Annotated in this window: 30 protein-coding genes; 5 read left to right on the forward strand and 25 right to left on the reverse strand. The window is 35.7% G+C overall.

The genetic code is table 11. The annotated features are described in order from the left end of the window. Positions 1-37: 37 nt before the first annotated feature. From C1N55_RS18905 to C1N55_RS18980, 16 genes are all read right to left on the reverse strand, one after another. Entirely contained in the window at positions 38-670 is a 633-nt protein-coding gene (locus tag C1N55_RS18905; RefSeq protein WP_137730231.1) for a FusB/FusC family EF-G-binding protein, read from the reverse strand. Positions 671-774: 104 nt separating this feature from the next. Next, complete coding sequence (locus C1N55_RS18910) at positions 775-1,041, reverse strand: CD3324 family protein (protein WP_137730232.1); 267 nt, start codon at positions 1,039-1,041, stop codon at positions 775-777. Positions 1,042-1,314: 273 nt separating this feature from the next. After that, positions 1,315-2,301, reverse strand: coding sequence for a GGDEF domain-containing protein (locus C1N55_RS18915; RefSeq protein ID WP_137730233.1), 987 nt, complete (start codon positions 2,299-2,301; stop codon positions 1,315-1,317). Between the two features lie 39 nt (positions 2,302-2,340). Next, a complete protein-coding gene (locus C1N55_RS18920; protein WP_137730234.1) occupies positions 2,341-3,201 on the reverse strand; it encodes an EAL domain-containing protein in 861 nt (286 codons plus the stop codon). A gap of 167 nt (positions 3,202-3,368) precedes the next feature. After that, on the reverse strand, positions 3,369-3,539 hold the full coding sequence (locus tag C1N55_RS18925; RefSeq protein ID WP_168193904.1) for a Ger(x)C family spore germination C-terminal domain-containing protein: 171 nt from the start codon (positions 3,537-3,539) through the stop codon (positions 3,369-3,371). A gap of 47 nt (positions 3,540-3,586) precedes the next feature. Beyond that, positions 3,587-5,230: a ribosomal protection-like ABC-F family protein gene (abc-f, locus tag C1N55_RS18930; RefSeq protein ID WP_137730236.1), complete on the reverse strand. Its 1,644-nt coding sequence runs from the start codon at positions 5,228-5,230 to the stop codon at positions 3,587-3,589. A gap of 99 nt (positions 5,231-5,329) precedes the next feature. Further along, a complete protein-coding gene (locus C1N55_RS18935) occupies positions 5,330-5,572 on the reverse strand; it encodes a hypothetical protein (RefSeq protein ID WP_137730237.1) in 243 nt (80 codons plus the stop codon). Positions 5,573-5,610: 38 nt separating this feature from the next. Next, a complete protein-coding gene (locus tag C1N55_RS18940) occupies positions 5,611-6,057 on the reverse strand; it encodes a VOC family protein (RefSeq protein ID WP_137730238.1) in 447 nt (148 codons plus the stop codon). A gap of 2 nt (positions 6,058-6,059) precedes the next feature. Beyond that, complete coding sequence (locus tag C1N55_RS18945) at positions 6,060-6,491, reverse strand: VOC family protein (RefSeq protein WP_137730239.1); 432 nt, start codon at positions 6,489-6,491, stop codon at positions 6,060-6,062. A gap of 71 nt (positions 6,492-6,562) precedes the next feature. After that, positions 6,563-7,081 (reverse strand): YfiT family bacillithiol transferase, encoded by a 519-nt coding sequence (locus C1N55_RS18950; protein WP_137730240.1) that lies wholly within the window; start codon positions 7,079-7,081, stop codon positions 6,563-6,565. Positions 7,082-7,122: 41 nt separating this feature from the next. Beyond that, positions 7,123-7,596, reverse strand: coding sequence for a DinB family protein (locus C1N55_RS18955; protein ID WP_137730241.1), 474 nt, complete (start codon positions 7,594-7,596; stop codon positions 7,123-7,125). A 79-nt stretch (positions 7,597-7,675) separates the two neighbouring features. Further along, positions 7,676-8,107: a hypothetical protein gene (locus C1N55_RS18960; RefSeq protein ID WP_137730242.1), complete on the reverse strand. Its 432-nt coding sequence runs from the start codon at positions 8,105-8,107 to the stop codon at positions 7,676-7,678. A 111-nt stretch (positions 8,108-8,218) separates the two neighbouring features. Beyond that, entirely contained in the window at positions 8,219-9,475 is a 1,257-nt protein-coding gene (locus C1N55_RS18965; protein WP_137730243.1) for a CYP152 family fatty-acid peroxygenase CypC, read from the reverse strand. Between the two features lie 125 nt (positions 9,476-9,600). Next, positions 9,601-10,161 carry a C40 family peptidase gene (locus C1N55_RS18970; protein WP_137730244.1) on the reverse strand — a complete coding sequence of 187 codons (561 nt, stop codon included), beginning with the start codon at positions 10,159-10,161 and terminating at the stop codon, positions 9,601-9,603. 309 nt (positions 10,162-10,470) lie between these two features. Further along, on the reverse strand, positions 10,471-12,048 hold the full coding sequence (locus C1N55_RS18975; protein ID WP_137730245.1) for a BCCT family transporter: 1,578 nt from the start codon (positions 12,046-12,048) through the stop codon (positions 10,471-10,473). 142 nt (positions 12,049-12,190) lie between these two features. After that, positions 12,191-12,343, reverse strand: coding sequence for a YpzG family protein (locus C1N55_RS18980; RefSeq protein ID WP_137730246.1), 153 nt, complete (start codon positions 12,341-12,343; stop codon positions 12,191-12,193). Positions 12,344-12,567: 224 nt separating this feature from the next. Here C1N55_RS18980 and C1N55_RS18985 point away from each other — a divergent pair, with 224 nt between their 5' ends. Continuing rightward, positions 12,568-12,870 (forward strand): YunC family protein, encoded by a 303-nt coding sequence (locus tag C1N55_RS18985; protein ID WP_137730247.1) that lies wholly within the window; start codon positions 12,568-12,570, stop codon positions 12,868-12,870. 295 nt (positions 12,871-13,165) lie between these two features. Continuing rightward, complete coding sequence (locus tag C1N55_RS18990; RefSeq protein ID WP_137730248.1) at positions 13,166-14,290, forward strand: alpha/beta hydrolase; 1,125 nt, start codon at positions 13,166-13,168, stop codon at positions 14,288-14,290. Between the two features lie 49 nt (positions 14,291-14,339). On the opposite strand, the gene C1N55_RS18995 is transcribed toward C1N55_RS18990, so the two are convergent. Next, complete coding sequence (locus tag C1N55_RS18995; RefSeq protein ID WP_137730249.1) at positions 14,340-14,840, reverse strand: pyridoxamine 5'-phosphate oxidase family protein; 501 nt, start codon at positions 14,838-14,840, stop codon at positions 14,340-14,342. 183 nt (positions 14,841-15,023) lie between these two features. Between C1N55_RS18995 and C1N55_RS19000 the strand changes: the two genes are divergently transcribed. Then, positions 15,024-15,251 (forward strand): phosphate-starvation-inducible protein PsiE, encoded by a 228-nt coding sequence (locus C1N55_RS19000; protein ID WP_137730250.1) that lies wholly within the window; start codon positions 15,024-15,026, stop codon positions 15,249-15,251. A 136-nt stretch (positions 15,252-15,387) separates the two neighbouring features. After that, a complete protein-coding gene (locus tag C1N55_RS19005) occupies positions 15,388-15,660 on the forward strand; it encodes a YqhV family protein (protein WP_240758333.1) in 273 nt (90 codons plus the stop codon). 19 nt (positions 15,661-15,679) lie between these two features. Here the strand turns inward: C1N55_RS19005 and corA are convergent, their stop codons facing one another. The 6 genes from corA to C1N55_RS19035 form a co-directional block, all read right to left on the reverse strand. Continuing rightward, positions 15,680-16,642, reverse strand: coding sequence for a magnesium/cobalt transporter CorA (gene corA / locus C1N55_RS19010; RefSeq protein WP_137730698.1), 963 nt, complete (start codon positions 16,640-16,642; stop codon positions 15,680-15,682). 261 nt (positions 16,643-16,903) lie between these two features. Next, on the reverse strand, positions 16,904-17,593 hold the full coding sequence (locus C1N55_RS19015) for an ABC transporter permease (protein WP_137730251.1): 690 nt from the start codon (positions 17,591-17,593) through the stop codon (positions 16,904-16,906). Continuing rightward, positions 17,593-18,507: an osmoprotectant ABC transporter substrate-binding protein gene (locus C1N55_RS19020; RefSeq protein ID WP_137730252.1), complete on the reverse strand. Its 915-nt coding sequence runs from the start codon at positions 18,505-18,507 to the stop codon at positions 17,593-17,595. Before C1N55_RS19020 ends, C1N55_RS19015 begins: the two co-directional genes overlap by 1 nt. Continuing rightward, positions 18,504-19,151, reverse strand: coding sequence for an ABC transporter permease (locus C1N55_RS19025; protein WP_137730253.1), 648 nt, complete (start codon positions 19,149-19,151; stop codon positions 18,504-18,506). The genes C1N55_RS19020 and C1N55_RS19025 overlap by 4 nt, the downstream gene beginning before the upstream one ends. Next, positions 19,148-20,329 (reverse strand): betaine/proline/choline family ABC transporter ATP-binding protein, encoded by a 1,182-nt coding sequence (locus C1N55_RS19030; RefSeq protein ID WP_137730254.1) that lies wholly within the window; start codon positions 20,327-20,329, stop codon positions 19,148-19,150. The genes C1N55_RS19025 and C1N55_RS19030 overlap by 4 nt, the downstream gene beginning before the upstream one ends. 533 nt (positions 20,330-20,862) lie before the next feature. Then, entirely contained in the window at positions 20,863-21,699 is an 837-nt protein-coding gene (locus tag C1N55_RS19035; protein WP_137730255.1) for a DUF2268 domain-containing putative Zn-dependent protease, read from the reverse strand. A 135-nt stretch (positions 21,700-21,834) separates the two neighbouring features. Here C1N55_RS19035 and C1N55_RS19040 point away from each other — a divergent pair, with 135 nt between their 5' ends. Next, positions 21,835-22,086 (forward strand): hypothetical protein, encoded by a 252-nt coding sequence (locus C1N55_RS19040; RefSeq protein ID WP_137730256.1) that lies wholly within the window; start codon positions 21,835-21,837, stop codon positions 22,084-22,086. Positions 22,087-22,373: 287 nt separating this feature from the next. Here C1N55_RS19040 and C1N55_RS19045 read toward each other — a convergent pair whose 3' ends face one another. Both C1N55_RS19045 and C1N55_RS19050 read right to left on the reverse strand, forming a co-directional pair. Further along, on the reverse strand, positions 22,374-22,706 hold the full coding sequence (locus tag C1N55_RS19045) for an ArsR/SmtB family transcription factor (protein WP_137730257.1): 333 nt from the start codon (positions 22,704-22,706) through the stop codon (positions 22,374-22,376). Continuing rightward, a complete protein-coding gene (locus C1N55_RS19050; protein WP_137730258.1) occupies positions 22,706-23,134 on the reverse strand; it encodes an SRPBCC family protein in 429 nt (142 codons plus the stop codon). The genes C1N55_RS19045 and C1N55_RS19050 overlap by 1 nt, the downstream gene beginning before the upstream one ends. Positions 23,135-23,161 lie beyond the last annotated feature (27 nt).

The raw sequence follows: 23,161 nt of genomic DNA on the forward strand, positions 1-23,161 counted from the left end.
AGACTGCGTTTTTAATCGCACCTCGATTTTTTTTATTTCACATTAAGTTATTTATGAAATTTGTGAATTTGTCTAAGTCTGATAAAGATCCGTTACAAAATTCACTATCTTCACAGATATAGTTCCCTCTCTTTGTATAAGTCCCTAAATCCGCGCCTTTTTTAGATACTAACAGCATGCCAACCTTAGCATGCTGATTACATACCGTACAAATTCCTACCTTAGAAGAATGGCTATAGGTACCGCGCACACCTTTTAAAACACCGTCTTCTCTATATACGATGTATTTTCGATTTGTCCCTGAATCGAACCAACTTAAATAGGAGGTTTCTTGCCAATCGTATGTTTCAAGCTTCGGCAGCTTTAACTTTTTATCTTTCGGAAACAGCTTTTTCAACTCCGTCTCAGTTGGTTTCTTAAACGGTTTGACATACTGTTTAATGTTAGCTAAAAATTGTTCTAGCTGCTCTTTTGATTTGATATCAAAGATAGGCTGCAGCAATAACTGTTGCTCAATATCACTGAAGGTTATCTTAGTATTAATCTCTTCTTGGACAAGAGCTTGAATTGCTTGTATAACCTTCTGATCTTTTGATGTTGTATATGTGTTCAAGACTTTTTTGGCTTGTTTTTTTACAAATTGAAATTGTTCTGGCGTTATAAAATGCATTTTTACCACTCCTTAAGCTTAGGGTACATAAAAGAGTGACAAACAGCAATTGCCAGGTATTTTTATAATTAAACTATACCTAAAAAAGCTGGCTTCATGCCAGCTCACTTTTTCCTATATAAGATTTTCTTTATGGTTTCAATAGATAAATGGTATTGCTCCGCTAACTCCCGAAGCGCAACTCCATCTTGATAATGCCTTTTTATTTGTTCATTTCTCTTTTGCAGTCGTTGTCTTTCACCAGATAAGACGCCCCACTGAATACGTTCTTTTTCAGGCTTAGGAATATAGATTAAATCTCCTTGAACATACTTCTGAATTTCCAATAATAGTTCTTCTGGTAGAATTTCATGTGCATTTACGTAACGCATTTGAACTTACGCTCCTTTACTTTTTTACTTTCAAAGTGAAGGGCAAAGCACACATGAATAAAGTGACTAAACACTTAGGGCGATTAATAACTTAATTACCTCACGCAAAGTATCGCCATATTATTCATAGGCTTTGCATGAGTAGGTCCATTAAGTGGCACATTTACTTGAGCCATCTTATCACTCCTTTAAAAGAGAGTTATTTAATTCTATTATACATTGGCAAACAAAAAAATCGAATGGAAAGTACTATTACTTTTCATTCGATACATGTTAGTTAATGTATTGGGGCAAACAATCCGTTTCATCGATAATATAACAGCTACCCTTTACCTTTTTGCAGTTTCGTTTAATAGCGGCTACTGCATTCGATATCTCTTCGATTTTATCGAACTTCTGCCTTTCATTTGTCAAAACAGCAATTGATAAAAACATTATCGTAAACTTTTCCATATTCCCCGATCTCACTTTTACTTTAAAATTCGGGTCATTTAAATGTTTCTCATCATAAAAGCTTGGAATCGTTTCATCAAATTCCTTAATAATCTCTTCACACATAGTATCTACTTGATACTTCGGAAGAATGGCCATAAAGTCGTCTCCACCAATATGTCCCAGAAAATATCCTCGTTGGGTAATATTTTTCTTTAAAATATCGGTTAAGTGCAGAAGTACCTTATCTCCCTTATTAAACCCATATAGGTCATTATATGTTTTAAAATGATCTAAATCGAAATAGAGGACACTGTATTTTTCTAAATATAATATCTCCGTCAGCTTTTGTTCTATCAAATGATTCCCTGGCAATTTGCTTAAAGGATTAAGGAAGCTTGCAATTTGTACTTGAATGTCAACAAACTCCATTAGCAGTGCTCGTATACTAACTACACCCATAAATCTGTCATCCTTCGTCACGATAACATCATCATACAAATCCTCTTCTTGCCTTTCCATTGCTAGCTTACTGACCTCAGTAATCGGCTGATGGAAATCAACAATAAGTGGACTTGTCTTGGCTAACAATTTACTTTCCCTACCCATATACAAATTATAACCATATAACGTCCCAATTTTTTGATAGAAATGTGTTCTTGTGATTTGAGCAATTGGTTTTTCATGATGTACGACTACAATTCCACGTAAATCAGGATTGTTAGTAAATAATTTGTCTACTTCTTTATTTTTTAAAGTTGGAGAAATAGAGGGTACGATTTTAACTATTCGTCCGATATTCGATACTACTTCACCTGTTTTCGTCATCATTTCCTCACCTATTTGCATCAATTTTACATAAATTATCTAGGCTAAGCTCGGTAATTCTCCCAATTTTATTTCTCTATTTGGTCTACCTAATGCATAGCCTTGGGCGTATTGTATGCCTAGTCGTTTGAGATATTTGATTTCTTCTGCTCTTTCAATGCCTTCTGCAATAATTTTTGTATTAGATTGTACGGCATAATCATGAATTAAAGATACCAACTGTTGGCTAGGTATACTTTCATCAATATTTTGAATGAGCGAACGGTCCAATTTTATAAACTCAGGTTTCAAGAAGATTAATGTTTTTAAGCTATTGTATCCTGAGCCAACATCATCTATGGCTATTCTGTAACCTTGTGAACGATAATGTGATAATACCCGTTCAAACTCTTGAAAATCTGTCACCGCACTTCTTTCAGTTAACTCGAACACTACATTTTCCGGCTGAATTCCGATCTCATTCAATTGCTGTAATGTATCCCCGCAATGATAGTTTTTATCTAGTAAAACATGTGGATGGATATTGATAAATATAGACAACTCTTCTTTTCGAAATGTATCATTTAAATTCGCAAAGTATCTTTTCAACGATAGATTTCGACAAAACATCTCAAACTCAAATACCCTATCGGTTTTACCAACAAACTCATAGAAATTGTCAACACTTGCAAAGAACTGCGATTGACTAGGGCGATTTAATGCTTCAAACCCAAATGTCTCTCCTGTTTGGAGATTAACAATCGGCTGAAAAAAAGTCTGTAAGGACTCATTTTGCATAATTTTCTTTAATTCGTTATATCTCTTAAAGTACAAAAGATCATCTTGTCTTTTATTAAATAAATATTTTAAATAGGAAAATAAATTAAGAGTTTGTTCTCTTGTATATGGTACTGAATTCATAGTAACTCCTTGTTTAATGAAGGGATTATTTCCTATCATATGCCATTGATGTTAATGTACTATTAATTCTTTATTAACCATTTGTAAAGGAGTTCGCGAAGCCCTTAATATCAAAAAGTCCCAAAAGCTTGTTAAACAAACTTTTGAGACACCTCCAACACCATACACTATTTCCAATCCATACCTGTACGTTTGATTTTAAAGTCTACTTGCACTTGAACATCCATTTCTTTATAAATTTCATCCCAATTTTCAGATGTCTTCACTTCTTCTCCCCAGTAACTGGGATATTTCGCTCTTACTCTTGATCCTATTCCAAGCACATACGATTCATTCAAAACAAAAGCCCTAAAGGAGTGTTTACTGATTCCTTTAGGGTTCATTATTATCGATTCTTTTTCAACACATTTATTTGTTTAGTGAGTTCATTAAACCTTGCATCTAGTTGGGTATAATTCGCGTCTTTAACAGTCATAAAACTTAATTTCCCAAGAACCTCCTGCCTTTCCGTTTCCAGCGTCAATAGCAATTCTTCTTGTGTATCTATTTGGGCGGGCTTTTCTTTTAATTGTTTATAAATGCTGCCTTCCTCAATCACCAAACTACTATTTGTTGTTTTTTCAAGGAAATAGCGATCATGAGATACAATAAGTAGTGTCCCATTATAATTTGATAGCGTCTCTTCCAACTGCTCACGAGATGGAAGGTCTAAATGGTTCGTTGGTTCGTCTAAAATCAGTACGTCTTTTTCTTCCAATATATAAACCATTAGCTTACATTTCACTCGTTCCCCCATACTCATATGCTGAATCGGTTCTTTCCAGGCAGCAACTTCAAAGCCTAAGTGCTTCATGAGATTTTGCACTTTCCCTCGTTCTTCAAAAGTATTTCGATAGAATAGTTCTTCAGGTGTCTTTGAAAGTGGCAAGTCAAACACTTCTTGCGTTAAGTATCCAATATTGGCAGATGGAGAGATCCATACGTTACCACCATCTGCTGATAGTTCCCCCATTAGAATTTTTAAAAGAGTCGTTTTTCCACTTCCGTTTGGTCCTACCAATGCAACCTTTTCACCGTGTTGAATAGTAAAGCTCGCATTATTAAATAATGTCCGATTATTTAATGCTTTCTTTAGACCCTTCACTTCTAAAAAACGTTTCCCGCGCTTGTCATTTGCATTTAAAGTAAACTGCACCTCATATTCAGGCTTTACTTGTTCCACTTTTGACTTCTCTAATTCCTTTTCGAGACGTTTTCTTTTGGATTTTATTTGTGCATCAGTCCGTTTTGCTTTTACTCGATGGTATTCTTTAAAACCTTCTTGCTTTGTCGAGGCAGCATGTGCTTTTTGAGACCAAGAGGAAAGCTCATTTAATTGTCCTTCGATTGTTTGAATCATTTGCTGTTGCTTTTCGTACTCCCGTTGTTGAGTGAGCCTTCTTTGTTCTCGAGCTTTCATATAGCTCGTATAATTTCCCTTCTGCTCGATCAATTGCTGATCCTCAAGTGACCAAACCTTTGTGACAACTTTATCCAAAAAATAGCGATCATGAGATACAAGGATAATGGTTCCCTTATATTGTTTTATACGCTCAATCAACAACTCGGTAGAACTTTCATCAAGATGGTTGGTTGGCTCATCCAGCAATAGAAGTTGTGCATTTTTTGAGAAACCTTTTGCAAGTCTTGCCTTTAGTCTCTCCCCGCCACTTAAATTACTATATTCATTTAAAGGCACTTGCCACTTAGCTAACAGGTGAGCTTCTTCCAAATCCACATATTCTACTATAAAATCTTCTGTTTCCTGTTCGACCATCTCTACCGTTACTTGTGGTTGTAGCCAGACTATCTTTCCATGAGACAACGGGAGACTCCCTGCAATCGTTTGTAGCAGGGTAGATTTCCCTGCTCCATTCTTGCCAATAATTCCGATCACATCTCCGCTATGCACTGTCCCGGTCACATTCTTAAAAAGAATGTTATCAATATTTTCGTATGTGACGTTTTGCAATTTTAAAAGCTCTTTCATCTATTCTCGCTTCCCTTCTTGGGGGAGGATTTATCATGTACAGTATTAAAATAAAAAAATCCTCCCAAAAATTCATTGGAAGGATTAGTCTCATTTTTATTAGATAGAAAGGTTTGGACTTTCTATTCCACTTTGGAACAACTCACGATATGTAAAAAAAACTTGATGTAAAATCAGGCTTTTATCCATATCAAATAAACTATTGGTCACAATAGCTGTTGAACGTTTATGGAAAAATGGGCAGACTAATCCTATTTTTAAATTCTTGAATTTATTTTTCAAAAATAAAAATAAGATTATATAATCATCGGCCACCCATCTTCCCTTCTCTTCATTTGTCATGAATTATACCATATCCGCACGTTTCTGAAAAATCGATATTATGCTTTTTTTATTAGGAGCATTTCATTTTCATCAAATTCCCACATTTCACCGTAAGCTACCTCCCAATAGTAACCATTTGGATCTTGGAAATAACCGCTATATCCACCCCAAAAAACTGTTTCTGGTTGTTTAACGATTTTGGCCCCTGCTTTTTCAGCCAGTGAAAATACATCATCTACTTCTTCTTTTGACTTACCATTGTAGGCTAGAGTAATTCCACTGAAGCCTGTTCCTATTTCCGGTGGTTGTTGCTCATTTATATCCTGAGCTAATCTTTCGATTGGAAATAACGATATTTTTGTCCCGTTATTATTAAAGAATATTACATCCGGGCTGGATTCCTCGCCATAAACAACTACTTCAAAACCTAACCCGTCCCTGTAAAATTGAAGGGATTCATGCATATCTTTTACTCCTAAAGTAAGTAAGTTTAAACGATTCATTGTTAGCCTCCAATATTTTCGCTTCCTACAAGCCGTTCTTTATATTTCGGACTTAATTCGCTCCAAACATCAAATTTATTGCCATCTAAATCCTGAAAAACGAAGTTTCTACCAGTATGCCCTCGATCCTCTATTTTTCCTACCTGTATTTGTTTTCTGCTAAATTCTTCGTAAATGTGATGAAGAGTTTCTAATCCATCCACTTCAAAGGTTACCGAAAATCGTTCTTCCCCATTACTATCAAGAAAATTAGCACTTTCATTAGGCAGAGATTGCACTAGAAAGAAACTTTGGTCAGCTAAGTTAAGAATCGCTTTTGTATGATCGATATAAGATAACTCTGCACTTAATTTTTCTTCATACCACTTGGCAGCTGCCTCAACTTCTTTTACAGGCAAGTAGATGGTGCCTACCCTAACTAAGTTTAAGTTCATTTTTTTCTCTCCTTCTCATAAAATAAACCCCCATTTGAAAAAATTTTATCATTTCGAATAGGGGCTTTCGTTTATGTAGTTCTAGTTGCCAAAGCATTTTGTATATGTGCAAGATGGTGATTTATGTGCCAAACACTGAAAGCCAATGTGGATAGAACTGTTTGTATACCCGTATCCGGATGCGTATACTTTTGTTCTAATTGTTCCTTATTTAGCTGTTCCAATAAATAAGCTAACCGTGCATGTAATCCTTCAATTATCTGTACGGACGAAATCATTGGCAGGTTAGAATCCTCTAAATTTGCCCACGCATTTTCTTCAAAGGGCTTAATCGTTGGATTTTCTTCTGTTAATGCCAGTTTAATTCGCGTATACATATTTACTTGTGCATCAGCAATATGGTGAACGAGCTGTTTAATTGTCCATGCTCCTTCTCGATAAGTGAGCTGTTGTTCTTCTTCGTTTAATGATTCTACCATCGCCTTTAACCTCAAAGGGTAGGAAGAAATAGTTTGAATCCATTCTACTATTAATTCGTCCGTCATAATATCAGGTTTTTCAAATTTTCCAATTGGATATCTTACATCCATTTGCTTTCACCTCAAATTGATTGATTGGTTTAAAAGTTTAACTATTTATGATTCAATCCCAAAACTTCCTGTATCTGTTTGAAATGGTGTTCATCATGCTCAACGAAGCCTTGTAAATAGTCTGTTAACGTTAAAGTAGTTTGACCTATTTTAATTTTGTTTTCCCACAACTCATCTGCAATATTGTTAATCGCAATGATCAGGCTTCTTCTAACAGTAATATATTTTGAGATTATTTCTTGTTTCGTCTTAGCTTTAGTCTCTAAAGATGACTGATGATTTAATTCATTTACTTCCGGTCCTTTCGGAAGTGCATGATTATTAAAGAGATAAGGAAGACGATTATCTAAAATAAATTGATCCCATGCCGGAAAATGACCAATAATCTCGCCAATAGTCCATTTCCCCTCTGCAATAGGGGTCTTCCATTGCTCTTCTGTTAAATTATCTAAATTCTTTACCCACTCGACAGAATTCTCATAATGCATTAAGATTTCTTCCTTATTTTGGTGCAAGAATTTCAGCTCCTATACCTTTTCTTATCCCCTTAAGATTCTAGAGAAAATCAAGAAGTCCTTCTTTAATCGACATTTTTCATTTAAAAAATAATGTCATTATAAGAACCGCGAACCAGTACAAAAGAAAAACTCCGTAAACAATTTTTATGGAAAGTTTCGTATTACTGAGAATCGTTTGTTTGCTGTAGTTGACCATCATTCTATGATCAAAACCTAAATACTCTTCCAAATTATCTCCAATTTTCTCTAAATCCTTATAATAAATTGTGATTCTCGATTCTATCGTCCAAAACACATATGTTAATAGCAATCCACAGATGGGCATTATTAACTCCGGGAACAATAGTGCGTCTGTCGTCTCCTTTAGTGCAAGTTGCACCAATCCAAACTGCACTACAAAGTAGACCGGAAATAGGGCAAATCGTAAACTACTATAATGTCTTCTTGATGCTTTTACTTCTTTATATTGTTCTAATGCGATAGCTTTTTTAGGCTCCAATTCACTCATTCTATTAACCACCTCTATTATATGGATAGCTTTATTGTAGCGAAGAAAGATTAGTAAATAAATAACGCAAATCCCTATAATATCCTTTTTACATAGAAAAACCGAAATCATTTAGTGATTTCGGCTTCTGATGATTTGTTCTAGAATGATTTTGCTTTTGGGGATACTCGGGATATCATCAATTTCGTAGCCCAGATCCTGTTCTGGCACTGTAAATTCCATTCGATTCACTAAATAATCAAGACTAACCTTCATTATATCAATGGTTATCTGTTCCCCTGCACAGCGATGGCCTAAATAATAATCTCCTCCACCCTGTGGAATAAAGCTAAATGGACTACCCACCCAATGAGCAAAACGTTCTGGGTTGAACTTTTGCGGGTCTTCCCACTTAACTGGATCATGGTTGGTACCATAAAGGTCCAGCAATGTTAACGTGCCTTCTTTAAACTCATAGCCATTCCACATAAAATCTGATTTTACTTTAGCAGCTACAAACGGAAAGAATGGGTAAAATCTTCTTACCTCTTGCACAAAGAGTTTAGAGTAGTCATGATATGACTGTAATTTCTCTTTTTCTTCGGGGTTTTCGAGCAGTGCCAGAAGAGAGAAGTTAATATAGATTGAAATAGCGACTATCGGTCTTAACATGTTCATGATTTCCACTGTCACCGTTTCCACATCTAATAAGTTACCTTGTGAATCCTTATGAAATGCAAATTGATGGATTACTGTGTTTTGTGGGAATTTTAATTTACCGTCTCGAGTATCTTGAATGAGTTGTTGAATTGTTTTTTCGCCCTGATTTCGGAACGTTCTACCTATCCAATGATTTGGACCAATTGCTGCAGCAGTTTCGAACATGGCAGAGAGCTCTTTGGTCATTTTCTTCACATCATTTGCGTGTATTGGATAGCCTATCCATTTAAACGCTACATTACAAAGCAACTCTTTTACTTCCTCGTAGAAAATGATCGAGTCCGTCTTGCTCCATTTATCGATGGATTGTTCCCACTGCATCTCTGTCAGCTCATATAAATGATTTAAATGCTCTTCTGTCATGACAGACATTAGCATCTCTTTCCGATTTCGATGATCCTCATCATCTAAGGTTTGCACACTGTTTTTTCCAAATAATGTTTGAACGATTCGATTAGGTGCTGCATCTTTTCTTTGAAATTTTTGTGGATCGTAAAAGATTTGTGCTGCTTCTTCTCCAAGCATACAGATAGCTTTTTTACCTAATAGTCTTGTCTCAAAAACATTGGACCGGAGCTTATCACTTCTGTTCAGAATAAAGTGATAGCCCTCCTTTAAAAGTCCGATACTATGATCGATTCCTTCTTCTTTTGGCATTTGATTTTCCATTTTTTTCACCTCATTTTCCGTTCACTCTTTATAGTCTTTCTAAACCTTTTCCATTTATACTTACCCTTCCTGCAGCAAAAAACACCAAAATGCTTTCATCTAAAAACATTTTGGTGTAAAAGTAATTAATATATAATAGGGTATACTTGATTTGTAGTTTCATTATCAAGCAAGTCGGCTAATTGTCCTTCAAATTCTAATTGAAGGTTCTTCATATTTTGCAAATCATTCGGAGATACGAGGGAAATTGGCTTTTGCAATTGACTAATACCACCTTTATTTAGCACTTGTGCAACAAATTCCGAACAAAAGAAAGCATGTTCTCTTTGATACGGTTTATTTATTATAAAGGTGATTAATCCCAAAAGATTATAACGATAGAGATGCTTTTCCATCTCAATTTTATGAATAAATGCTTTCATTTTATCAATTTGCTGTTCTGTAGCATCAAAACTATAAATGGCACACCTCGCATTTTTAAATAAGCCCTGTCTCACATCCTCATTTACAAATCCACCTATAAAAGGATTTCGAGGTCTTTTACGTCCGAAACTATAGACTTCGTTAAAATGTTGGTCAAATACAATCGATGCATGGTTATAAGGCTTTCTTGTATATAGCTTGATCATCCTTGTAAACATTGTACCTGTATCAGTCAGTAATAAATATACCTTCTCCCTTTCCATCCTATTACCCCTTCGTTTAAATCTTACTTCTTATAATAGAATATTGACTTTCACCTGTTAACCGACTGAGGAAATATTTACGTATCCGACCTAAGACGTAGTTTCGCTATTTTTTATCGATTCAGGAGATTAAGTGCTTGATAAAATAACATGTATAAGTATGAAGAAATAGCATAATTGTTTTTATGTAAAGTAGAGTAAAAATAGAACTTAGTCTCCAGAAAATCTCTTTAGCTGATAATACCTAACTCAAAAAATAAAACCCGGAAGAAAAATCTCCGGGCTTAGAAAGCACTAACTATCCTTAAACTAACGTAATTTCTTCTGTTCGTTCTCACGCTCAATATGTTCTCGCATTTTCTTTAATCGTTTAATCTCATGCTTTTTAATTGGAATCATTTCTTTGCTAAGCATTTTCCATAATGTAATCCCTAGTAATAATACTATAAAGATAAATGGCAGTGCAGCAATCAAGGATGCTGTTTGTAAGGCATCTAATCCACCTGCATATAATAATACACCTGATATTGCCGCCATTAAGATTCCCCATGTTAATTTCGTAACAACTGCCGGGTTAATAGCACCATTGGATGTCATGCTAGCCATAATGAATGTTGCGGAATCAGCCGATGTAATTAAGAAAGTAAAAATAAGAATAATCCCTATAACGGAGGCAATCATAGATAGCGGTAAATTATTTAAAGTTTGAAAAAGTGCCACTGTTACATCTTCATTTACTAATGTAGCTATATTGGTATTCTGATGTAAATCATACCAAAGTGCTGTACCTCCAAAAGTTGCAATCCAAAAACAGGATATTACTGGTGGTACGATTAATACACCAAAAATGAATTCGCGTATCGTTCTACCTCTTGACACCCTTGCAATAAATGCACCAACGAACGGTGACCAAGAAATGGCCCATGCCCAATAAAAGACAGTCCAATCCTTCACCCATGTGTCTTCTTTATAGGGCTGTAAACGCAAACTATATTCAACAAAATGAGAAATATAATCTCCCACAGCTAAAGTAAAAGTTTCCAAAATAAATACTGTTGGACCCATGATAAATACAAAGGCGAGTAAAAGAATCGCTAACCCCATATTGACGTTACTTAATATCTTGATTCCCTTTTGTAAACCGGTCGTAGATGATAGCATATAACCAATGAACATAATGGCAATAATAGAAAGCTGTATTAAAAAATTAATAGGCAAACCAAAAACTGCATTCAACCCGCCGTTTGTCTGTAGAACCCCAAGCCCAATAGAGGTTGCAACCCCCATGACAGTTGCAATAACTGCAAAAATGTCAATAAGATTTTTGATTCCTTTGTTAGTTCCTGTAATGGGCTCTAATGACGTCGAGATAAGTAAATCCTTCTTTTTATTAAATTGCATATAGCACATAACCAGACCCATCAGTGCATAAACAGACCATTGACTGATCCCCCAATGGAAGAAGGAGTAACCCATGGCAAGTCTAGCAGCCTCTGTTGTTAAAGGTTCTACATCATCGGTTGGGGTAGTGAAAAAATGACTCATTGGCTCAGCTACACCCCAGAACACTAATCCTACTCCAAGACCAGCTGAAAACAGCATCGAAATCCAAGTAATATATGAGAAATCGGGTTTAGCTTCATTTCCACCAAGTCGAATCGAACCAAACTTACTTATAGCCAAGAATATTAAGAAGAGAATAATGACAAAAACTGAAAGTAAATAAAACCATGAGAAATTACGCGTTGTCATATCAAATATATTACTAGCTACTTCACCAAACCGTACCGGAAACAATGCACCTAAAACGACTAAAAATAGTATGATCAATGCCGCGATTGTAAAAACCGGATTTTTTATAACTTCTTTCACAAAAACACTCCTCATTAACGTGTAACTTGACTTATATTCCCCTATTCTTTCCGAAGTAAACATCAAAAAAATGCGGAGCTCTACTCAATTTGGTTAAAAATAAAAACCCGGAAAAAAATCCGGGTTTCTTTTTTCACTGAAATCACTATATCATGACCTAATAATGTCTAGCCTTAGCATCCGTCCTCAAAATTTGGTTATGGAGTGAAATCTCCGTTTTACCATTCACTTGAGATTTTTGAATCTTCGGCTTAGCCCAGTTGCGGTGATTCTTTGAAGAATGAGGATCTAATATACCCTTCTTATCCATCCGTCACACCCCTATAGTCGTATAGTAGATTTCTTAATGTGAAATCAATTTTAGTATGAAGCAGTCACAGTAAATCATGCATTTTTTCTTTTTTATATTTACTGTTTAATCAGGGTTTTATTATAAAATAATTTAATTCTTGGCTCATTCCTATATAGAAAATCCTTTTTTCGGGAACACTTTTTTCCCCCTTCCATATTTTATAAAGGAAAGGGGCGATAAATATGGTTTCGATAGAACCACTCGAAATAAACGGACACATGTTTACTGCTGTTACTGTACGGTTACCAAAAACAACACTATTAACTGTTTCAAACGAAAACGGCTATATTATGTGTGGGGCATTAGATGTTGGATTGTTAAATAGTAAATTAGCCGATCGTAAAATCATAGCTGGTCGTGCTGTAGGTGTGAAAACAATTGAAGAATTATTAAAAGCTCCACTAGAGTCCGTTACTCACGAGGCAGAAAAATTAGGAGTTGTAAAAGGAACAATTGGTGAAGACGCTTTAATGATGATGATTTAATAGGAAAAAGCCCGAGAAAATTACTTTTCTCGGGTCTCTTTCATTTTGTAAAGTCCCACCGATTTCTATAATCCATCCTATATAGAATGACATTTCGATTGGAAATAAAAATGCTCCAACAATAATGCTAAATCGCGCAATTAGGTCTCCTCATGTATAACCTAAATTAGCAAAAACAATACGATTTCATCATCGGAAAATTTGGTATATCTAAAGGCGAACCCTTCTGGGTATAGCCACAGTCTAAGCGGTTAAAATAAACTAAACAAAAATTTGGCTAACCAGGAGTGAAACTATGCTAAACATTTCTAAAGTAATAATTAGTTTCATGCTTTTTTTTAGTTTAGGCAGTACTAGTACCGTTCTAATTCGCGCTCAAGATCATGGCGTCTCCTCAGGTGAAACCAAACAGTCAAATGTAGATATAACAATCACTGGTGAAGCAGATGAACAGCTTCTGGATCAACTTACTAATAATTTAAAGGCTGAGAGTGAAGAAGAAATCGATCCAGATGAATCCATTAGAGGATCAGCTCAATATATCGATATGGATCAATTTAAAAAAAGGTATCTTAATATACCTTATACTGATACTCAAAATGACAGACAACAATTAGACATAGTTTACCCACCAATAGGCAATCCACCCTATAAAGTAATTGTGGCACTTCACGGGGGTGGATGGTCAAACGGCGACCGCAAATCTGCATCCATAAAAACAATCCAAATGGCAGCACAACAAGGCTATGTCGTCATAAATGCAGGGTACCGATTAACTGACGAAGCAAAATGGCCAGCTCAGCTCCATGATGTAAAGGCAGCCATCCGCTTTATACGCGCGAATGCGAAAGAGTATCGATTAGACACGCGCAATATCGTTGTATGGGGAAATTCCGCTGGGGGACATTTGGCTAGTATGCTGGGTGCAACAAATGGAATGGTTGAGATGGAAGACCTTTCGATGGGGAACTCTAAAGCTTCCTCCGAAGTGCAAGGGGTAGTCTCCTGGTATGGGATTTCAGACATTTCAACACTACCAGACACTAGTATAAATATTGCAAATAAGCTTTTAGGTTTCAATGTTCGAGAAAAAGCAGAGGAGGCTGGTGTTGCTAGTCCAAACCAGTATGTAACGAAAGAGTACCCTCCGATTTTCATGATTCATGGCACAAACGATCGAATCGTTCCCTTTAAGCAAGCTGTAGAATTTGCAAAGAAAATTAATCAAGTAACAGGAAAAAAACAAGCATCAATAAAGCTTCATATTAATGCGACACATGGTGATAATGCGATTAAAAATGTAACAAATGTGGATGAAACATTAAACTTTATAGATAAAATCATGTACACAGAACGAAAAAACCCCTATCGAACTAAGAAATATAACGAAATAAAGACAACCTCCGAGAAATCATCTTAAACCTTAAGGAGACGTCTTATCAAAAAACGTCTCCTTTCGATTCAATAAGCTAATGACCTATTGCATCACTAAACTTCCCTGTGATTTTTTCAATTTCTACTTCAAATAATTCCGTTTTCGGTAAAGCAGGATATCCGTCCTTTTCGAATGTCCAGTTAGGATCTCCATACTTTTTCCACAGTCTGTCATAAAACCATTCTTTTTTTGCGTCCTGATTAATATGCTTAATTGTTCCAAACAAGACAACACTCATGTAACCTAAAGCCGATTGGCAAGCATACTTTCTTCCCGGAACAATATCCCCCATCTCACATACCTCAATGCTTACTTTCTGATTCACCTTTACATTTTCCCAAAAATGACTTTCTCTTAAATTTCCTATATGCAAGTAAAGTTTGGTTCCCCCTTCGTAAACATAAACAAAAGGGATCACATACGGATAACCATCTTCACCTATTGTTGCCACATGCGCTACTTGTGCCTGCTTTAAAAATTCGTAAGCCTCCTCAACTGTTACCTCTCTCTTTTTATTATGAATTGTTCCCCTCATTCTCTATTTCCCCCTTCGCAAAAACTGTACATTTCGCTCTTTAAATATATATTCTAAATACTTCTTTAAACTCCTCTTTTTTTGCTTCTATTCTAAAAACACATTACCCAACATTTATAATTAAACGATAATGTGTTAAAATCAAATCGATAAAGCGAAACCACATTAGGGGGAGAATATTCAATGGGTAATTCTGTTTTAAAACCAAATGCTAAAATTAGTCCAGAACGCGAAAGTGAAGCATTGGCTATTCGTAATAACTTAATTATTGAATTATTAGTTAGTGTATTAGACGAAAAATTAGTTATCGAACGCCATATTTTACGCGAGCGTTTAGCAAACCTTATTGAACTTGCTAAATATGACGAAGAGCTAACAGAAACTCTTCACGGTGTAATTAATAAATTATAATTCACATATATAAAAGAGTCGCTTCCTTATAAGGAGCGACTCTTTTATAGTTTACGGATATTTTAATAGAAGATTTCTATAATTTAACAAATATTCAATACAGGACAAGCATAAACTTTGTTATCAAAGCGAAAGGATGGTGTATGTGACATCAGCGTTACTTTATATGGTGTTGATACGACTACTATCTGGAAGTCTAGAAGTCACAGTAGCTGGCCTAATGTATAAAACTCATGATTTAGAAAAAGCTTTAGCACTAAACTCCATGCTAGCTTTAGTTGGTCCCTGTGTACTGATAATTACAACAGGACTCGGCGTTGCTGGATTGGGTGATAAAATTTCTTTCCAAAAGATGATTTGCATATTTAGTGGTGTTTTATTAATTTTGTTAAGCCTAAAGATGAAATGATTCATTTCCCTTAGCTTAGCTATTTAAACCAACCTTTCTTTTTGAACCAAAGTAACATAGCCGCACCGATTAACACCATTGAAAGTAACGAAAATACATACCCATATTTCCATGATAGCTCTGGCATATTCTCAAAATTCATCCCATAGATACCAGCAATAAAGGTTAGTGGTGCAAAGATGGATGTGATAATGGTTAGAAGTTTCATGACATTATTTGTTTGATGGGAGTTTAATGATAAGTAACTATCCCTGATATCTGCTGTGACTTCCCGATTTGTCATGACCATTTCAGAAAGCTTTAGAAGATGATCATAAATATCAGAAAAATATTCTCTTCTTTCTCCAATTCGATTCACATTTAAGTGATGAGAATTCAACATGCGGTAGAGCAAATCACGCATCGGATTTACGGAATGCAAGAGATTTAATAGCATATTTCTCGTTTCAAACAGTTCATTCATGAGATGATTCATCGATTTCCTGTTTGTATTCTCAATCATCTTTTCTAACTCATCTTCAATTTTATAGATTAATGGAAAGTAATTATCAACGATTTTATCTAATATTTCATAAAAGATATAATATGGATCCCAGCCGGATATAGACTCTTGAGCTAAAAATCGACTCCATACTTTAGAAACTTCTTCTGAAGGAACTTTATGAAAGGTAACAATACAACTTTCACCAACAAAAAAATCCAGTTCATCTTTAATAATGTGTTCATTTTCTTCTCTAAGAATGTGCGTTACATAAAATGTGTAGCTTTTATAATAATCTAATTTAGGACGCTGAAACTCATGCACACAATCTTCAATTGCTAGTGGATGGAAGTGAAATGTATCTGAGAGGTGTTTGATTTCTTCTTCACTTGGTTCACTAAAATCCACCCAAAACCATCTATAGTCCGATAAAACAGCATGATTGATTGAGATGTTTTTTTCTAAATGATTGTCATTTGTTATTCCTATAAAATTTATCATCGGTTTTAACCCTTCCATATTTAAAACATTAGATAGTATAAGGATATTCCCATTTACTCGAGTAAATAAACCTTACGAATTGGGCATGTTTCTTTTAATACGATTTAGAAGCAAACTTCAGTAAGTAATAGTATGAGCTAAAGAACAATCGTTAATCTTCTTTGGATTAGAAAACTTTTCATAGGCATGGAATAAGATTTATCATCCTTTTTAAAAAAATGCCTAATCTCCTGAATACATTGGAGACTAGGCATTTTAATATTATATTGTTGCGATTAATTTCTTCTGCTGACGTTTTACCGGATCTAATCGTCGCTCAATAATCCCCAGTAAAATGTCTGATATGATGGCCATTAAGGCTGTTGGTAGGGCACCTGCTAATATTATTGCTGTTCCATCCGTTGCGTTAGTACCACGAATAATAATATCTCCTAAACCACCTGCACCAATAAATGCACCAATGGCAGTAATTCCAATTGCTACTACAAGGGCAATTCGAATCCCGGTAATAATCACTGAGAGCGATAAAGGCAGCTCAACCATATATAACACTTGCACCTTTGTCATTCCCATACCTCTACCCGCATCTGTGACACTTTTGTTGATCGTCGTAATACCCACATACGTGTTTTTGATAATAGGCAGCAATGAGTAAAAGAATACCGTTACAATAACTGTTGTTTTCCCTAATCCCAATACAAGCATTAAAATGGCCATTAGGGCTAGGGCTGGAATCGTTTGTATAATATTCGCTAAGGTGATGACTACACTAGAGAGTTTTCCGTATTTGGAAATGAGAATACCCAGTGGAATACCAATGATTGCAGCTAGCAATACACCATAAATCGAAATTAAAAAGTGATCTAAAAACTGACTAAATACGTAAAAGCCATTTTCCTGCATATAAAAGAAAAATTGCTCCGTTGTAGACATTTGTGTCATATCTTTCATTACTCATCACCTCCTGAAAAGTAATCATGTTCTTTCAAGAAGTTTTCTGCTACAACAGCAGGTTCGATTAAATTATTGTCAGCCAAGAAGTTTAACTCCTGCATCGTTTCGGTAGGAATTTTCCCAACAAGTCGTTCTACTGCATTTTTGACTTCCGGTTTTTGCTCCAGTAACTCAGTATCAGCAAATGGACTCGCATCATATGGAGGGAAGAAATTTAAATCATCCTCTAAAACAACTAAATCATAGGATGCAATACGGCCGTCTGTTGTATAGCCCAAAACTACATCCAGTTCTCCGGACTCAACTGCATCATAGACTAAACCGATTTGCATAGGATAGGTACGAGAAAAATCAAATCCATATGTTTCAACAAATGCTTTATAGCCATCCCCTTCTCGGTTCATCCAAGATGTATCCACACCCGCTTCAAGCTCACCTGCTACAGAGGCTAAATCACTTAATGATTGTAAATTATATTTTTCGGCAGTTTCTTTCTTTACCATAAAGGCGTAGGTATTTTCAAACCCATATGAATCAAAAAAGGTTTGATCAAATTTTTCCGCAAATTCCTTTTGTACAAAAGCTAATGCCTCATCTGCATCTTTTATCGGTTCTGCCTGTAATGCCCCGGTTAAATCTGTACCTGTATATCGAACAGCTGACATATTGGCATCACCATTTACCATCGCTTGATGGACGACTGTACTGGAACCAAGATTATTAATGACTTCGGCCTCTTCCTCTGTATAATGCTCAATCATGTATTTCATCATATAAGCTAATATTTGCCCCTCTGTCGTTACAACTGAGGCGATTTTAATCGAGTCATTCTTCTTATTTCCAGATAGCGAACATCCACTAATGACTAGAGTTAAAATAATGACACTCATTAGAAGGAGTCTTTTTCTCATGAAGCACGACTCCCTTCAACTTTCAAGCCTTTTGGAGTTACCAGTTTTTCTAGCTTTGATAATAGGAAGTCAGCCAGCAAAGCTAAAAGGGTAACAATCACTGCTCCACCTACAATGAGTTCTGCTTGATATAAATTTAAACCGTTAAAGATAAAATCACCCAGACCACCTGCACCAATATAGGAAGCTAGCGTTGCCCAAGAGATAACATATACTGCGGATAATCGGATTCCGGACATAATCACAGGTATTGCTAACGGCAGCTCTACTAACAATACCGATTGCATCGTCGTCATCCCCATTGCAATCCCTGCACCTTTGGTATTGGCATTCACTGAGTGCATGCCAATAAACGTATTATTTAAAATTGGCAATAATGAATAAATACATAATGCAACAACTGCTGGTACCTTTCCTACCCCAAATAATGGAATCATTATAGCTAGTAAGGCTAGGGATGGTACTGTTTGTAATACACTGGTAATACTTAATACGATCTTTGATATATATTTTGATTTTGATAATAGGATTCCTATCGGAACGGCAATAATCACACCTAAAGCTAAAGCGATTATAGAGATATAGAAATGCTCCCAAGTTTTTAAAAGAATATCCGAGCTGTTTTCAGTGAAAAAGGACATCATCCACTAATCAACTCCTTCAAACTTTCAGAACCTGCATGCACTTTTTCGGAAGCTGTTGGCTCTTCTTCTCCCCAAATTGTGTCATAAACGATATCAACAATATTTGCACGAGTAACTAAGCCTACTAAGCGGTGCTCCTCATCGACAACAGGGATATTTTTTAAGTTACGCTTTAAAATTCTGCGAACAGAATCTTGTAATTTAGACCCAGTTTTTACGTAGAAGACATCTTTTTCATAGCATTCTGAAACACTTTTCTTCGTCTTACGCGCACCAGTAAAGCTTTCTACATCTAAATATCCTTGCAGTCGATTGTCGCCATCAGTTACAAATAGCGTATCGACTCGTTTTTCCACCATTAAACGGATGGCTTCATCAAGACTCTTTTCAATTGTTATGGAGATAGGTTTAATCATTACTTCATCAACGGTTTTAATATTTGGTTTTTGTTGAATGAGGCGATGTGAACCGATAAATTCTTTTACAAAATCATTAGCCGGGGCTGCTAATATATTATCGGGGGTATCAAACTGAATTAATTTCCCTTCATGCATAATTGCGATTCTATCTGCCAGTTTAATAGCTTCATCCATATCATGGGTAACGAAAATAATTGTCTTTTTCAGTCGCTGTTGAATATCTTTAATCAAATCTTGAAGTGTATCCCGGGTAATAGGGTCAAGAGCACCAAATGGTTCATCCATTAATATAATGTCTTGGTTTGCAGCAAGTGCTCGTAAAACACCAATACGTTGTTGTTGCCCCCCTGAAAGTTGAGCTGGGTAATAATCTAAGTAGGATTGCGGTAAATTGACAAGTTCGATTAAACGGCGAGCCGTTTCGTCCTTCTTCTCTTTCGACCATTTTAAAAGTTGTGGAACTAACGTGATATTATCTCGTATCGTCATATGTGGCATTAAACCAATCTGCTGAATGACATAACCAATACTTCTTCTTAAAGTAACAGCATTCATCTTTGTTAGGTCTTTTCCATTCAAGGTCATCTTTCCACTTGTTGGTTCGACCATTCGGTTAATCATCCTTAGTGCGGTTGTTTTACCACTTCCACTTGTACCTATAAAAGCAATAAACTCTCCTTCTTGAATATCAAGATTGAGCTTATCTACAGCGACTTTGCCGCCTCGATAGATTTTCGTTAAATTCTCTATTTTCAACATTCTATTAATCTCCCTTCCTCCCCATTAATGTTACAGGGTTTTCACAATAAATCAAACAAACTAATTAATTACAATACATAAATGTTACAATATAGTGAACTTTTTAGGTATTTTTTGTGACGAACTATCCGTCGATTAGTCCATAATAATACCTTCTCAATCTACTAATCTAAAGCCATTTAGAACCTTTCTTAAAAAATTTAATACAAGTCAGATAAAAGAAAGTTATTTGAGTATTAAATTTTTTAAGGGTTGACAGAATAATAATTTATATTTTGAAATCGGAATACACCTATAAACTCAAAACAATTAGGGGTTTTGCTATTAGCAAGGCTGCTTGTCATGGACAAATTCTCTTGGCATCCACATTATTTTGTCCGCGAGACCGCTTATGACCTTGCTGCAACATTGAATGTTATTAGCAAAAGAATTTCAAGTGCTAACTAACTCACTTGTATCTCATTACCCAAATGCACTATTTTTCAAACAAAATTTTTCATAATTTGCTATAACCCTTGATTGCATTCAATTTACTAAGCTTTAAACACAGAGCATTTTAGAATTTTTTGCGAGGGTGTTTTGAATAGCCGTTCGTGCTCTCTTGATCCGCCATTTTCAATAAAAGAAAGCACAATTCGGTATCCGATACAATAGCCAATCCACTTAGGCAGACCTTCAACTTCATTGCCATACAAAAACGGAAAATGGTTATCCACACCCTTTATGTGTAATGCTCGCGCAAAGTTCTTTGTCCATACTTTCAAGCACTCTTCCTGTGAATATTTTTTTGTCCATGGGGATAACCATCGTTCGCCATATAACTCTTCAACAGCAAATTCCGCTAATCCTTCGATTATCAACGTTTCCAGCAACTCGATTTCGTGTTGAGATTTATCTAAGCTAGTGAGTCTACAGATATGATGATACTCATGCGCCAGCAAAGCTTTTAATTCCTCTGTTTCTAAATCATCCGTAACAAATAAAAATAGCACGTTATTATATGAAACACCGTTTTTCTTCACTTCTGTACCGTCGACAACAGGCCGAAATTTTGTCAGTGGATAAATAAAAATAGGCACATCTGGTCCATTCCATAAATTTTTAAGATAATCAAACTCCTCCTGTACGGTTTTCCATACTTTTTTATGTTCGAGCCTCAGCAAATTCTTACTAATTGCAGCACTCTCATGTGGCCCAAATAACCCTCTTGATATCAGTTCTTCCTGAATTTCTTTTGTTGAAGCTTGTGGAAAAAACTCTTTCAAAGGATTACAAATCATCTCCCTATGAATATCTACTAGACTTTCTCCGGTATGTTCAGATTTTTCGATTAATTTATAAATTATCGGAAGTGTATGAACGACTGACATCTATCTCTCTCCATTTCAAACTATTATTTCTATAATTTATTGTTCTCAAGGAATATGTTTTAGACATCTCACACGTGTCAAAATAATTTAGCTTCATATATTGATTATTAGTCTAGTAAAAAGGGGGGGAATAGAATGCAACCAAGAGAAGCATACGATCTATGTTGTCGTCACATGGGCAAAAGAGTGTGCATCACTGAAAAATGTGGCCGTAAACATTATGGTACAATTACTAGAGTTGATAGGGACATGGTTTGGATTATGCCAAATCGTGGTTTTGGCGGATTTGGTCTTGGCTTTTGGGGCTTTGGTGGAGGCGGATTAGGCATTGGAATCGCAATTGGTGCCATTGCTGGAATTGCTTTAGCAGGAGCTTTTCGTTGGTAATATTATGAACAAAAGTGCAAGTGCCTTGCTTAATCCTTCTTTGACGTAAACATAACCCTCGTGTGGCAACATTGACATGACTTACCTCGAGTAAGGGCCAAGTTGCTTATGGAAACTGTCGAATGTGCTTACATCTGCCGCTTTGCTTTCGTTACAGATAAATTGCACATGTGGATAAAGGCTGTGCACTGAAGCTGGATATAAAATTGGTTATTCGTAAAACTATCCTTAAAATTATAAAAAATCTATTTTGGACACTCGATCCAAAATAGATTTTTTTAATAAAACTACTTGTTTAAAGTATCGTTTTCAACAGCATACTTCAACTTTGATAATTTGTTATACCAGAATTTCTCATAGTAAGCTAGCCAATCCTTTAATTCCTTTAAGGGTTCAGGTTGGAGGAAGTATATTTTTTCTCTGCCACGCTTTTCACCATGTACTAATCCGGCTTCTGTTAAAACAGTGAGATGCTTCACAACTGCTGTTCGACTGACATCAAAGTGGGAAGAGAGTTCTGCTATTGATTGATTTTTTTCTGAAAGCAATTGAAGAACTTCTCTCCTAGTTGGATCAGCTATCGCCTGAAAAACATCGACTTTTTGTAGCTCAGCACTCATTAAGCTTCTACCAATTGTTTTAATTTCTGAACAATACCTGCCCACCCTTGATTCATCGTATCGCGAATTGCAGATTGTGGACGTTGTGCTTTTGGAACAATCGCACCTTCTTCTTTCCAGCCACCATGAATCACAGTAAACTCTGTTTCACTTCCCATATCTCTAAGGAGGAATGTTAACTCCCAACCATCTGTATCCCATTGAATCGAAATTTTAGTTGGCTCTTCAACTTCAAGTACTTTACATGGTGATGGACCAAATGGGGATTGGATTGTGAATTCGTGCCCTACTTGCAATTTAAAATCACTCGGCATAAACCACTCCGCAATTCCTTCAGCTGTTGAGACATAATCCCAAACCTTTTGAATTGGTGCATCAATTGATACAGTTTGAATAATATCTGGTAATTTTTTTTGTTCATTTGACATAAGATGAATGCTCCTTTTAACGAAAAA

This window comes from Lysinibacillus sp. SGAir0095 (genome assembly GCF_005491425.1).
Taxonomy (GTDB): Bacteria; Bacillota; Bacilli; order Bacillales_A; family Planococcaceae; genus Ureibacillus.